12 protein-coding genes and 1 pseudogene are annotated in these 14,053 nt (G+C 34.5%); 1 reads left to right on the forward strand and 12 read right to left on the reverse strand.

Annotated features, from left to right (window positions below):
* Positions 1-131: 131 nt before the first annotated feature.
* The 5 genes from raiA to P8M54_RS04330 all read right to left on the reverse strand — a co-directional run bounded on the left by raiA (position 132) and on the right by P8M54_RS04330 (position 4,117).
* Complete coding sequence (gene raiA / locus P8M54_RS04310) at positions 132-434, reverse strand: ribosome-associated translation inhibitor RaiA (protein ID WP_300285580.1); 303 nt, start codon at positions 432-434, stop codon at positions 132-134.
* Between the two features lie 33 nt (positions 435-467).
* Positions 468-1,364, reverse strand: coding sequence for a tyrosine-type recombinase/integrase (locus P8M54_RS04315; protein ID WP_300285581.1), 897 nt, complete (start codon positions 1,362-1,364; stop codon positions 468-470).
* Positions 1,365-1,439: 75 nt separating this feature from the next.
* Entirely contained in the window at positions 1,440-1,634 is a 195-nt protein-coding gene (rpsU, locus tag P8M54_RS04320) for a 30S ribosomal protein S21 (protein WP_072959426.1), read from the reverse strand.
* Between the two features lie 271 nt (positions 1,635-1,905).
* Positions 1,906-3,075 carry an acyl-CoA dehydrogenase family protein gene (locus P8M54_RS04325; protein WP_300285582.1) on the reverse strand — a complete coding sequence of 390 codons (1,170 nt, stop codon included), beginning with the start codon at positions 3,073-3,075 and terminating at the stop codon, positions 1,906-1,908.
* Positions 3,076-3,229: 154 nt separating this feature from the next.
* Positions 3,230-4,117, reverse strand: a complete 888-nt coding sequence (locus tag P8M54_RS04330) for a helix-hairpin-helix domain-containing protein (RefSeq protein ID WP_300285584.1) — start codon at positions 4,115-4,117, stop codon at positions 3,230-3,232.
* Between the two features lie 305 nt (positions 4,118-4,422).
* Between P8M54_RS04330 and P8M54_RS04335 the strand changes: the two genes are divergently transcribed.
* A complete protein-coding gene (locus P8M54_RS04335) occupies positions 4,423-5,877 on the forward strand; it encodes an amino acid permease (protein WP_300285586.1) in 1,455 nt (484 codons plus the stop codon).
* 74 nt (positions 5,878-5,951) lie between these two features.
* On the opposite strand, the gene P8M54_RS04340 is transcribed toward P8M54_RS04335, so the two are convergent.
* The 7 genes and pseudogenes from P8M54_RS04340 to P8M54_RS04370 all read right to left on the reverse strand — a co-directional run.
* Positions 5,952-6,191 (reverse strand): PspC domain-containing protein, encoded by a 240-nt coding sequence (locus P8M54_RS04340; protein ID WP_300285587.1) that lies wholly within the window; start codon positions 6,189-6,191, stop codon positions 5,952-5,954.
* Positions 6,192-6,253: 62 nt separating this feature from the next.
* Entirely contained in the window at positions 6,254-7,525 is a 1,272-nt protein-coding gene (locus tag P8M54_RS04345) for a DUF2851 family protein (RefSeq protein WP_300285590.1), read from the reverse strand.
* A gap of 75 nt (positions 7,526-7,600) precedes the next feature.
* Positions 7,601-8,083 (reverse strand): 3'-5' exonuclease, encoded by a 483-nt coding sequence (locus tag P8M54_RS04350; protein WP_300285592.1) that lies wholly within the window; start codon positions 8,081-8,083, stop codon positions 7,601-7,603.
* A gap of 102 nt (positions 8,084-8,185) precedes the next feature.
* The gene (locus tag P8M54_RS04355) at positions 8,186-9,547 is read right to left on the reverse strand and encodes a pyridoxal-phosphate dependent enzyme (protein ID WP_300285594.1); all 1,362 of its coding nucleotides are present in this window, start codon (positions 9,545-9,547) and stop codon (positions 8,186-8,188) included.
* Positions 9,548-9,722: 175 nt separating this feature from the next.
* On the reverse strand, positions 9,723-11,654 hold the full coding sequence (locus P8M54_RS04360; RefSeq protein ID WP_300285595.1) for a putative porin: 1,932 nt from the start codon (positions 11,652-11,654) through the stop codon (positions 9,723-9,725).
* Between the two features lie 123 nt (positions 11,655-11,777).
* Positions 11,778-13,211: a RagB/SusD family nutrient uptake outer membrane protein gene (locus P8M54_RS04365; protein WP_300285597.1), complete on the reverse strand. Its 1,434-nt coding sequence runs from the start codon at positions 13,209-13,211 to the stop codon at positions 11,778-11,780.
* Positions 13,212-13,226: 15 nt separating this feature from the next.
* A pseudogene (locus P8M54_RS04370) lies at positions 13,227-14,053 on the reverse strand (SusC/RagA family TonB-linked outer membrane protein); the annotation flags it as partial.

Below are 14,053 nucleotides of genomic sequence, written 5' to 3' on the forward strand. Positions count from 1 at the left end.
TGATTACAAATCAGCTGCTCTAGCCAACTGAGCTACGCTGGCAATTCAATAAAAAAGTCCGCTATTTCTAACGGACTGCAAATGTATAGATTTTATCTCTGAATCAAAACATTTTTTGAAAAAAATTTACATTATATATGTGTTCTTATCTTTTCTTTCCTTTTTAACAGTAATCTTTCTAATGATTCCGCAGCTAATTCCACCGCTTCTTCAAAGGTTTTACATTGTTTTTTTACCACAAAATCATCCCCAGGTACATTAATTTTAATCTCTGCAATTTTATTCTCTTTTTCACTCGTCTTCTCTACTTTGAGATACACATCAGAAAACACCACTTTATCATAGTATTTCTCTAATTTATCCATTCTTTCCTGCACAAAATCTACTAGCTTACCGTCAACAGAAAAGTTAACTGCATGAACATTTACTTTCATAATCAATCTTTTTAAAGGGTTAATTTAATAGGATTACGGTTTATTCCGGGGATGCGCTGCACCATGTACTTTTTTTAACTCAGCTAAACTATTGTGAGTATATACTTGGGTGGACGCTAAACTGGAATGCCCCAACAATTCTTTTACCGAATTCAAATCGGCTCCGTTGTTAAGCAAATGAGTCGCAAATGTATGTCGTAAAATATGCGGACTCTTCTTTACTTTCTCGGAGACTGTACTAAAGTAAGAATTTATTAATCTATAAACAAAGGTTTCATTGAGTTTTACACCTTTTTTTGTTAGAAAAAAATAACCTAAATCGATATTCTTTTCTAATTCAGCTCTTTCCCTAGCATACACCACAAATTGATCCATGAGCACAGGCAAAACTGGAACCAAACGCTCTTTATTTCTTTTTCCCACTACCTTAATCACCGCCTTTGCAAGATCAATGTCACTCACTTTTAAATGAATCAACTCCGCCCTTCGAATACCTGTAGTATAAAACAAGTCCACAATTAACTTGTTGCGAACCTCCTCAAAACCGCTCACTGCATTCATTTGAGATAAAACCGACGTCATTTCTTTTTCTGAAAAAGGAATCTGAATAGTCTTAGCCGTTTTTAACGCCTTGTGTTTTAAAAGCGGACTAACCGTAATTTGTTTTGACTTGAGTAAAAATTTATAAAATGCTTTTAGGGAAGCCACTTTTCTATTTACCGATACATTTGTCACTCCTGCATCTACAAGCGACACAATCCACGACCTGATTTGTGAGTAGTTAGCTTGATCAATAACGACCTGATCAAAATAAGTTTGATTGTAAGCACTAAAACTCTCAACATCTTTTAAGTAAGCATTAACCGTATGGAGAGAATACTTTTTTTCCTTCTCCAAGTAATCCCGAAATGCATTTACACTAGTAATCATATACAAAAAACCGTTAGCCTCAAAGTTAAAAAACTTTAATGACTAACGGTAATTATTTAATTTAAAAAGATAATCTTAACTCTCTAAACCGTCTTTCATGTTTTGAATGTAAGCCGCTTTTTGAATTTTGATTCTATTTTTTACTGAAGGCTTAATAAAAGCAGTACGTGCTCTTAGTTGACGAACAGTTCCTGTTTTATCAAACTTTCTTTTATAGCGCTTTAATGCTCTATCTATATTTTCTCCGTCTTTAATTGGTATAATTAACATAATATTGACACCCCCTTTCGTTAAGTGTGCAAAAGTAATCATTATTTTGAATTACTTACCATCAATTGCTCTATATTTTGGGTGTGCCGGCAAAATGACTATTATCCTTTACCACAGGCTTACATTTGCCGTCAGGCTATTCGCTACAATCTTTTAATCCGCAGGGCTACCTAAAAGGATTTCCACTACTATCCTTCACACAAAAAAAAGAGTCAATACTACCATCGACTCCTTCTTTTTTATAATTCAAACTAAATCCTAGCACTATATTTTATTTAACTGCAGGCTTATAGTTTTGCTTATCGATAATCATCTTTGATAATATCTCTTTCAATATCTCAGAAGTTCCACCACCAATAGGTCCTAAACGGCTATCGCGAAGCAAGCGAGCTAATGGATATTCCTCCATATAACCATACCCACCTAACATTTGCAAACAGCTGTAAATCGCTTCGTCAGCCACTTTAGTAGACTTCATCTTAGCCATAGTAGCTTCCTTAACAACGTACTCTCCTTTATCTAAACGAGCTACGGCAGCATAATTAAACACCTTGCAGTGCTCCACCTCAGTTGTGTGTTCCACTATAACGTGTCTCAATGCTTGAAATTTATCTATTGTAGTGCCAAAAGCTTGTCTTTGTGACATATAATCAATAGTATACTCTAGAGCATACTCAGCTCTAGCGTGACCATTTATCGCCATGATCAAACGCTCCAAGGCAAAATGCTGCATGATATATGGAAAACCTTTTCCTTCTTCACCCATCAAGTTCTCTAAGGGAATCTCGACATTGTCAAATGCAATCTCAGCTGTATCAGATGCTCTCCATCCTAATTTATCCAATTTAGTTGCTGAAATTCCAGCAGTTTTAGTATCTACTAAAAAGATACTAATTCCTTTATTACCAGCCTCAACATCAGTTTTAGCAGCAACAATATAATAATCAGCATAAACACCGTTCGTAATAAAGGTCTTAGAACCATTGATAACGTATTTATCTCCTTTTTTAACGGCACTCGTACGCATACCTGCCACATCACTACCTCCAAAAGGCTCCGAAATACATAAAGCTCCTATCAAATCACCTGCAATACTTGGCGCTAAATAGTTTTGTTTAATCCGCTCATCTCCTTCTGCATTTAAATGCGTCATAGCTAAGTAAGCATGTGCCCACATCGCAGCAGCAAATCCTGATGATTTAATCTTTTGAAGTTCTTCTAGAAAAATAACGGTATAGAATAAATCTAAATTTAAACCACCGTATGCCTCTGGGTAAGAGATTCCAAAAAATCCCATGTCGCCAAATTTCTTCCAAATAAAACGTTCAATAGTACCTGTTTTTTCCCATTTCTCAATATGTGGAACGACCTCTTTAACTAAAAAGTCTCTCAAACTCTCTCTAAAAGATTGATGTTCTTCGGTAAAATAACTTGAATTCATATAACTTATAATTTTTGAAAATTAATTTAAAACATTCCTTCCACATCTACTATAAATGCAAAATTACTAATCATTAGAAGAAACAAATCACAAAATTCATTTTAAATTGAAGGCAGTAAATCTAACTCACACTCGATCTCAAAATTGCGCATCTCTAACGAAAGTCCAAATATAAAGCAATTATATTTCTCTTTTCAACAGGAAACCCCTTTATTTTTATTAAATCCTCAATATTTTTAAAATCACCATTCATACTGCGATAAATAACAATCTCTCGAGCTAAACCGTTCTTGAAGTATACAAACTGTCCTAGCTCCTTTATTGAAGCATTATTAATATCAAGCTTTCTCATTTCAGGAATTGCACCAACCTTAAAAGATAATTTAAGCTTTTCAATCACCTCCGGAGACAAACCCCAAACATCACTCATTTGATCCATAGAAACAATGGCTCCAACCGTTTCTTTAAACTTTAAAATTCTTTCAGATAAGACCTGACCCACTCCATATACCTTCACTAAATCTTCATGAGAGGCCTCATTAATATTTTTCATCACCACTTTTTCTGATTTTATAAACTGTTTAGGTGACTCGTACTGAAAAGAGGAGGTTACTTTTTTGTTTTTTACCCAATCGGGGAACTTAAAAAACGGACTCATAGTCTCTAATAAAGAATCTGAGACTAACGTTACCTTTTGAAACTCTGAAACGGAGTTTACATATTGGTTTGATTTTCTAAAAGCGAGTAGTCTGTTTATTTCAGCAACTGACATTCCTAACTTATAGCCTTTGTAGTCCGAAATAAAATTAGGATTAAAGGGAAAAATCGTTGGTTTTGTATTGGTAATACCCTTTTTTAGCGAATCAACAACCACTTGATTGGCTATCCATGATTGCTTCTCAGGACTTTCAGCAACATATTTGTTAAAATCAAGATAATAATAACACAACTGCAAAATAAGGACAACTAAAAATAGTGAAATTACACCCAGCGCTTGCTCCTTAGAGTACTTACCATAATCCACTATTGTCTTAAATTTCATATTACACCAAATTTACAATTGCGATAAAGACTGAGACCTCCTGATTCAGTTGCTTTTAACGAAAATAAAATTATAAAATAATTACCACAAAAGCACTTTAAAGGCCCAAAATTATTCTTAGCTATTTACATCAAATTAAGATACTTATTAAAGAATAACAACCAATACGTCAAAATAATTACATTAAGTAAAAATAAACAATCGCTTCATAACAATTATTTTCGATGTTAATTTGTATAATTATTTTTATTTTTTATAATATAATAATACATTTGACCACTTATAACAATTAAACCAATAAATATATGTCAATTTGGAAAACAAAACCACTCTCGGTTTTACTAAATGAAGCCTCAGAAGACGAAAAAGGTCTTAAGAGAACATTATCATCAAGATCTCTAGTTGCTCTTGGAGTTGGAGCTATAATTGGTGCTGGATTATTTTCCCTAACCGGAATAGCTGCCGCTGAACACGCTGGACCAGCAGTAACATTATCTTTTATACTAGCTGCAATTGGCTGCGCCTTTGCAGGACTTTGTTATGCAGAATTTGCCTCTATGATACCTGTTGCGGGTAGTGCCTACACGTATTCCTACGCAACTATGGGAGAATTCATGGCATGGATTATTGGATGGGATTTAGTACTCGAATATGCCTTGGGAGCTGCCACAGTTGGGGTAAGTTGGTCTCGCTATCTACTAGAACTTTTAAATAAATATGGTATACATCTTCCGCCCAAACTGATATGTTCGCCTTGGGAAATGTTAACTTTAAGCGATGGAACTGTAATTGATGGAGGGTATATTAATTTACCTGCTATCTTTATCGTTTCTATGTTATCGTTACTTTTAATTAGAGGAACTCAAGAATCTGCATCGATAAATAACTTTTTAGTTGTTTTAAAAGTGGCAGTGGTACTTGTTTTCATAATATTAGGATGGAGCTTCATTGACGAAGCAAACTACACGCCATACATTCCTGAAAACACGGGAGTTTTTGGAGAATTTGGATGGTCAGGAATTGCCGCTGGTGCAGGAACTGTATTCTTTGCCTTTATTGGTTTTGATGCCGTATCTACAGCTGCACAAGAAGCTAAAAACCCGCAAAAAGGAATGCCAATTGGTATTCTTGGATCTTTAATAATCTGTACTATTTTGTACGTATTATTTGCTCACGTAATGACAGGACTAGTACCTTACTACAAATTTGTAGGTGATGCTAAACCAGCTGCAACAGCGTTTGCGGTAACTGGATATGACTTTTTACAAACGGGTTTAATTGTAGCTATTTTAGCAGGTTATACTTCGGTAATGTTAGTGATGTTAATGGGACAAAGCCGTGTATTTTACACCATGAGTAAAGATGGATTACTACCTAAATTCTTTAGTGAAATTCACTCTAAATTCCGTACTCCTTTCAAAACTAACCTATTCTTTATGGTTTTTGTAAGTTTATTTGCTGGATTTGTTCCTGTAAGTGATTTAGGACACATGGTAAGTATTGGAACTTTATTAGCGTTTGTTTTAGTTTGTATTGGTGTAATGGTAATGCGTAAAAAAATGCCAGATGCTCCAAGATCATTCAGAACACCACTTGTACCTTTTGTACCAATCGCTGGTATCGTAATATGTTTAGCTTTAATGTATTCTTTACCAAATGAAAGCTGGGTAAGACTAGTAGTTTGGATGGCTCTTGGAGTAGCAATCTACTTTATGTATGGTAAGAAAAACAGTAAATTAAACAATCCAGATAAACAATAATCTACTATTGTAAATAACAAAAAAAGGGACTAAAAGCGCAATGCTTTTAGTCCCTTTTTCTATTTAACTATTATTTACAAATCAAAAACCGAAGTCCTTTTAGCTCGAATTAAATCCTTAAGTTTGATCCAAAATGCCAAGGTCAAATACACTCCAAACCATAATCCTGCAGTAACAAACGAAACATATATAAAAAATAATCGCACACTAGTCACTCGCATACCCAGACTATCGGCCAAACGCGACGATACATGAAAGCCATATTTCTCAAAGAAAAACTTCAATTTAAGCATTCGGGATGTTTTTTGACTCATTGTAAAAAGGTATAAAGCACAAAAATACAAAATTATTAATTAGAAGAGCCACCAGCAAAGAATTACGGTTGCTTGAGCAAACGTATCCCCACAGCACATTCTAAGCATCTTGATCTGTTACAATACTCATTTTTTAATTGTAATAAGGATTGCGAATCAAATGCATTTTTTGATTTTATACCAAAGGATGCAAACTTTTCAATAACAACATTCTTCTCAGCACTAACATCATTGAGCAATTGAATTAAATCCTCTACATTATCTTTACCCTGACTCCTATCGTATGTAAAACGCAACGGAATAATCGTGTTAATCAATATTAAATCTATAAAAGACCGAGATAACTTTTTTCTTTTACTAGGACTTACTTTGTCAAAAACATAGTGATTTTCCCAATAATCCGATACAAAAACATCAAAAACAGCATAAATTGCGGTCATCGATTTACAATCAATTAATTTAGAAAACAAATTATGATGGTGGTGGTACACACCCGCTAATTGCGCCAATCTAATCGTTGGAAAATTATCCGGCCTGTGCTTAAAAAACTGAACCTTTTCAACCACATTTTCTTCTAACCTATACTTGTGACTTAAGTAAGTATATCGCTTTTTGAGCTCCTTAAAATAAGTATCTTCCCGGTCTAGTTCTAGCAAACCCACTGAACCAAAAAACAAAGATTCTAAGGCAAAGACATCTGAACATTCTTTTCGAATTACCGAAAAAGGGATCGAACTTGCCATTTTTAGAAAGGCATCACCATTAGTATTCAGTCCAAAATTCTTTGCTAAAAGGCAAAAAAGAACTGCTTCCCAATCATTATTACTCCGTTTCAGCAGCTCCAAAATAGGCAACGATTTGCGTTCTAATCGTTCCAAAAATAGCACCTCTTGCCAATTACTAAACGTAAATGGATCCACGGACTTAATATACTTTTCGCAAAATATCCATGATTTGGAAGCAACTAAATCCTGATAACTCAAAACGAGCTTATGATCGACATAATTTTTAAGTTCAAGCACTGGAATACAACTATTATCCTTCCTGAAAATCTCCGAATCATGCTCCCATACTACGTGTAAAATAACATTTTCGTAAGCCTCGTCTCGTTCGTGGTTGTGCACGTACCAATCAGAAGATTTTAAATGAATTTCAACATTTCCTGCCCATTTTTGACTTCCAATTATGAGTTGTGCATTGAAAAAATCAGGCCCCGCTTTTTCAAGATATTGACCAACAGCGATAATTTGAATCTCTTCATTTGTAGTGGTACGAAGATGTAGTACATCCATTTTTTTAAATTTCCACAGGTAATGCAAAAACGCTTCTTTCATTTCAATACCAATTAGTTACTGATACTAAAATAATGAAAATACCTACACCATTAACAGCAGATTTAAAAAGATTATTTAACGACGAAGATACAATTGCGCACAAGCGCGAGCATCCGAAAGGGCTTCGTGATGTTGCAACTTAATATTCATAGCATGACAACAATCACTCAATTTAGTAGGCTTAAAGCCTTTTAACTTATAAATTTTCACGGTACATTCCCACTTAGGAGCCACATTCAGCTGTTCGTAATTAAAACCATACAGCGCCATTGATTTCATAAGTACAGCGCGATCAAAACTCTCATTGTGCGCTACAACAATTCTATTTTGTAAGCGTTTTTGAATTTCGGGGAATATTTGAGCGAATGTCTTCGCATTAGCCGTATCTCGTGGGTAAATACCATGTACTTTGATGGTAAATGGTGAATATTCATTATTAGGTGGCTTAATCAAACTAACAAATTCATCAACGATTACACCGTTCTCTACAGTAACAATACCTACAGAGCAAGGATGGTGGCCAATAGCTGTTTCAAAATCTATTGCAGTAAATGTCATAAATGATAATGTTTGATAAATAGTCCAAAAACTAATAAAAAACCACGAATTCTTTTCCTTTGAAACTACTTTCAAACGGCAAAAATTCGTGGTAAAAAAAAATTATTTAATAGAACCTATAATATCGTACTTAGTGATAATATGGTGCTTTCCGTTTCCTAAATCAATTAAAACAGCTGGGTTTTCACGAGTAAACAACTTTGAAACTTCTTCAATCGAGCTTCCTTTAGGAACAATTGGAAAAGGTTTCCCCATCACTTCTCTAATAGGTCTATCAGCTGTATTTTTATCTGTAACATAGCTTTGAAATAAATCAGACTCGTCAAGAGAACCTACGAAACCCGTGATATCGATAACCGGAATTTGAGAAATTTTATATTTACGCATTCTTTCGATGGCATGCGAAACTAATTCTTCAGTACGCACAACAATCAAAGGCTTGTCAATATGATCTTTTATAACATCTTCTGCTTTCGTAATTGGTTCCTCTAAAAACCCTCTTTCGCGCATCCAATCGTCATTGAACATTTTACCAACATAACGACTTCCTGAATCGTGAAACAAAACAACTACTACATCATCTGGCTTGAAATGCTCTTTTAATTGTAATAATCCCTTCACACAGGCTCCAGCTGAATTCCCAACAAAAATTCCTTCTTCCAAAGCAATTTTTCTTGTATATACAGCAGCGTCCTTATCCGTAACTTTTGTAAATCCATCGATTAATGAAAAATCCACGTTTTTAGGTAGGATGTCTTCTCCAATTCCTTCCGTGATATACGAATAAATTTCGTTTTCGTCAAAAATACCCGTTTCATGGTATTTTTTAAAGACAGAACCATAGGTGTCGATTCCCCAGATTTTGATATTTGGATTTTTTTCTTTTAAAAATCTCCCTATCCCAGAGATTGTCCCTCCCGTACCTACTCCAACAACAAAATGAGTGATTTTCCCTTCAGTTTGTTCCCAAATTTCAGGTCCAGTTTGCTCATAATGCGCTAAAGCGTTTGAAGGGTTGTCATATTGATTTACATACCATGAATTAGGTGTCTCTGTAGCCAATCGTTTAGACACAGAATAGTAGGATCTTGGGTCAGTAGGCTCCACATCTGTTGGACATACCACAACTTTGGCACCAACTGCACGTAAGATATCCATCTTTTCTTTAGACTGTTTGTCCGAGATTACGCAAATTAATTTGTATCCCCTAATAATTGCAACAAGCGCTAAACCCATTCCTGTATTTCCTGAAGTACCTTCGATTATGGTACCACCTGGTTGCAAACGACCATCGGCTTCCGCATCATCGATCATTTTCATGGCCATACGATCCTTGGTTGAATTTCCGGGATTGAATGTTTCCACCTTAGCAAGTATTAAAGCATCGATTTCTTTTGTAACTCTATTTAACTTCACCAATGGAGTTCCTCCAATAGTACCTAATATATTTTCTGCGTATTGCATTTAGATATAAATTTTAAGATTCTGATTTTGTTGTATATATTTCGCAAAGATACTATTTTGTTATAAAAGATAAAGTTCTTATTTGCATTTGCGTTACCGATGGGAACGGCATCCTTTGCTTGCTTTCTTTAAGCAAGGAAAGATAGAGTGTACAGCGGGTTAAAACGCCATACTATTAATTAAAGAAATTCCAAATTAATCCAAATCGAACCGTGAAGTCACGATACGGATTGTTAGGAGAGGAATAAAAATTATTTCCTGTCACTGCAGAATTGAAATGCTCTGCCTTAAGGTAAATTCGGGTTCTTTGAATTTTAGTATTGATAAAGAAATCAACCGTTGGGAAATTACCAATGGATTTAGTGTTTTGAACAAAAAACTCCCCTATGACCGGATTGTATTCGTTAGCCAAATATTTTGTAAAATAATTAAGCGTTATTCCTGCTTGAAAAAACAAAGCCTTTTTGAAAAAATAATCGTTTATATAAATAGTGTTTCGGGTAACAAGCTCCGGAACATTTAAAATATTGTCCTGCTGACCTACTTTTTGATACAACACAGTGTTATCGAAACCAAATTTACCAAATTTGAATTCTTTACTTAATTTAACCGAAATATAATTAATCGTTCCAGCGTATTGACTAGGTGCTATAATTTGCTGATTATTTAGAGTTGCTACATCTTTGAAATATAGATGGTCTTTAAGAGTTGATAATTGTACATCTGCTGTGATCCAAGGCGACATAACAGTTCCCGTTAATGCATTAATCTTTTCATTATTGAAATTTTCGGACCAGTTATATCCCACGAAACTACTTTGGTATAGATTGTAGTTGTCATTAGGAAGTTTGTTTAGATTTTGATAGCCAAAGGTAAACTGATAATCGTCATTTAAATCATAATTTAATTGCGCATTAATATTAGACAAGGATTGATTGGTAATCGAACGCGATACTAAAAAGTTCCCCTTCCACTTGTCTTTTTGATATTCGTATTGACCACCCGCGCTATTAATGTTTCGTACTAAGGAAGCGGGTATGGTTTTATCATCCCTAATTAAAATTTGATTGTAGTAATAATTACTTCTGTAATCGTCTATGAAAAACTGAAATTTACCCAAGCTTATATTTTCATATACTAATCCAGCCTTGTTGTACATTTTGTTATAACGAGTGTCATCAACAATACTACTAGTGGCATAGGAATCACCAAAACGATTTACAACCTCGCTGCCAACTGTAGAGCTTACTGTGGGTTGCTTGTATTGAAAAAATTTATTCTCATAATTGAATTGATGTGCTACATACAGGTTATTGTTGCCACCTTTAGGATTTACTCTAAAAAGATGGTCAAAAAAGACACGTTTCCCTTTTAGAAACGATTCGGCATCAGTAAGATAAACTTCTAAACGTTGTCTGTTGGTGAACCTAACATCTGCGCTTTCAAAATCAGAGATAGTAGTGATCCCACCATTTTCCTCATTTAAAATATCATGAGAAACAAAATGGGCCTTTAACTGATATCTCAAATTTTTAGTGTGATAATTGGTCGTAAATCGAAAGCTTCCCGTGCTTGCAAGCTGATTTATGTATTTACCTTCGGAACGTAAGCCTCGATAACCAATAGAAAAATTCAATCCGGGCGTCATGTTTAGGGTGAAAAAGGAATCCACTGATTGCCCCTTAGTCATGGTTGATTTATAATACAACTCAGTTACGGGCGTTGCTACCGAACTATACTTAACATCATAAGCTTCTAGAAAACCAAAATGTTTAGCCTTAAAACCCATTTCAGGATAAGGAGAATATTTAGTTAAACTGTATTGTAAGGTATTATAAGTTTGTCCTTCATTAGGAAATGCTAATAATCCAAAATTATCCTTACGTAAATAGTTAAAACTATATTCCCGCTGAATAGTAAGGGAAGTATCAAGATAAGTAGTATCGCGTTCAATCGATATAAAGCGGTATTGATCGATAGGAGCTACCGTATCTTTTTTGATCTTATCTAATATACTTTTATGGGTATTACCCTCAGGGCCGATTTGCCCTTGAGCAAAAAGAACAACAGGAATAAATAAGCAATATAAAAAAAAGAGTATTCGCATCTGCAAGAATATGGGTATCAATATTAAACATAGTAAAAGCGAAACAAAGGTAGTTAATAAAACAAAAAAAACCGAGTTCAACGTTAGTCAAACTCGGTCTTTATTATTAATTATCTTAATTATCTATCTGTTAGCATTAACAGATTCGTCTATTAGATCATTAGCATCAATTTCTGCTTGTGGAACTTTCAAATAAAACTTTTTATCATCCGGAGCAAGATTAGCAGGTGTTAAAATTCTGTGATTACCAGTTCTAGTAATACCTCTTCTTAAACGTTTAGCATCAAACCACTCTACACCAATTTCTGCATAAAGCTCTTTTCTTCTTTCAACAAGAATTTCATTCAATAATGAAGCTCCAGTATTTGTAGATTTCACAGCATTAACATCTCTGTTTTTTTGCAAAAGATAAAGTAAATTATGAGCCTCAGTTGGCTTACTTTGATTGTATAAAGCTTCAGCCTCAATTAAAATCATTTCTGGAGTTCTGATAATTGGATGATCTGCATCAAAAGTAAATTTAAATTTATTTGTTATCCAATATCTAAAATCAGTAGCAGGTAAAGTACTACTTCTTAAATTAAATCTTTTACGTACATCTGTAGCAGAGAACAAACTAACAAAATTAACGTTAAAATATGTTGCAGAATACGAAGTTGTTGTAAAGTCAGCTCCTGCATGAGGCCATCCCCAATAATAGTTTGACTGATCAGTAGACTGAGCACTACCCCAAATCCATTCTATATTAGAGTAATCGTTGAAACCAGCACTATAACTAGCTGCATTCAAAACAGCAAGTGGAGCTCCTCCATATGCAGCTTTAGCTGCTGCCTCTGCTTCTGGCCATTTGTTACCCATTACTTGATAAACTTGAGCTAAAATACCGTTAGCTACATTCTTGTTAATGTAAGACTTTCCTAAACGGTTAGCGGTCAAACCATCAACCGCTTTAGTTAAATCACTAACAATTAACGCATATACTTCGCCTACAGTAGACATAGCCTTTCCTGTAACAACAGTCTCAGTATAGATAGGTGGAGCTGGAAAATCTAAACCTGCTGAATAAGTTGGAGCAAATTCCAAAACCAATTGATGATAGAAAAAACCTCTTAAAGCATATCCATAAGCAGCTAATTCTTTTTTGTCTGCTGCAGATAAACTCGTACTCGCTTCGACACCATTAATTAAGGCATTAGCCTGATTAATCATGTAATATGGGTAATTCCATGAGAAGCCTGTTCTTCTATAAGTAGGCTCACGATTATCATTAGAGTAATCAAAACTAAACCAAGTGTTAGCAGCTATCACATCATTACCTTTTACAGTACGAGCATAGAAAATAGAATTTAGACCTGCTGAATCAACACTAGTATATTGCCCTCTAAATCGACGCATTATACCAGATATAAAAGCTTCTACACCTGCTCTAGAACTAAACACAACGGTTTCAGGCACACCGCTAGTTGGTTGGGGTTCGTCAAGAAATTCTTGGCTACAACTACCCAACATCGCAATTGCAATAAAAGCAATTAAAATTTTTGAAGTTATTGTTTTCATAAATATATATTTTTATTAAAATTCTAAATTAAGACCAAATGAAACAATCCTTTGATTGTATGATCTGCTATTTGTAGCTCCATTTAAATCTTGCTCAGGATCAATCCCTTTGTGAGATTGCCAAGTAAACACATTATCAGCTTGTAAAAACAATCTTAATTTAGATAGTTTTACTCTATCGATTAAAGATTTAGGTAAATTATAACCGATATTCAAAGCTTTCAACCTAACATAATCATTCTTAAATAAGAATCTTGTAGACTGTGAGTTAAAATCATTATTTGAAGTTAAGAATAAAGGAACATTAGTAATATCCCCTGGTTGCTGCCAACGATTAATTAAATCCGTATGAGCCGCTCTTCCTGAACTTTCAAAACCTTCCATCAAACTAGCATATGTATTATCATACACATAAGAACCAAAACTAAAGTTGAATAAAATATTCATATCAACATTCTTGTACTTGAAGAAGTTAGTAAATCCACCAACTACATCAGGTAAAGATGATTTACCAACATAATATCTAGTAGCTTCGCTATACACTTTAGTAGTAACACGCTCACCTGTTGGTACGCTGTTAGCATCTAAAACATCTTTGTACCACATACCGTAACCAGTCGCTGGATCAACTCCTGCCCAGTCTTGGATGAAGAACTCATATAAAGAACGTCCAACTTCCCATTTTTTATTTCCGTTATTAAAAGGAGAAGGAAGCTCAGTTATTTCATTCCTATCAAAAGAGAAGTTTAAACCTGAAGTCCATAAAAAGTTTGGAGTAGCTATATTTCTAGTATTGATAGCAAATTCCCATCCTGAATTTTTAATAGACCCAATATTAGTTG

It is taken from the genome of Flavobacterium sp., assembly GCF_029242675.1.
In the GTDB taxonomy this organism is placed as follows: Bacteria; Bacteroidota; Bacteroidia; order Flavobacteriales; family Flavobacteriaceae; genus Flavobacterium.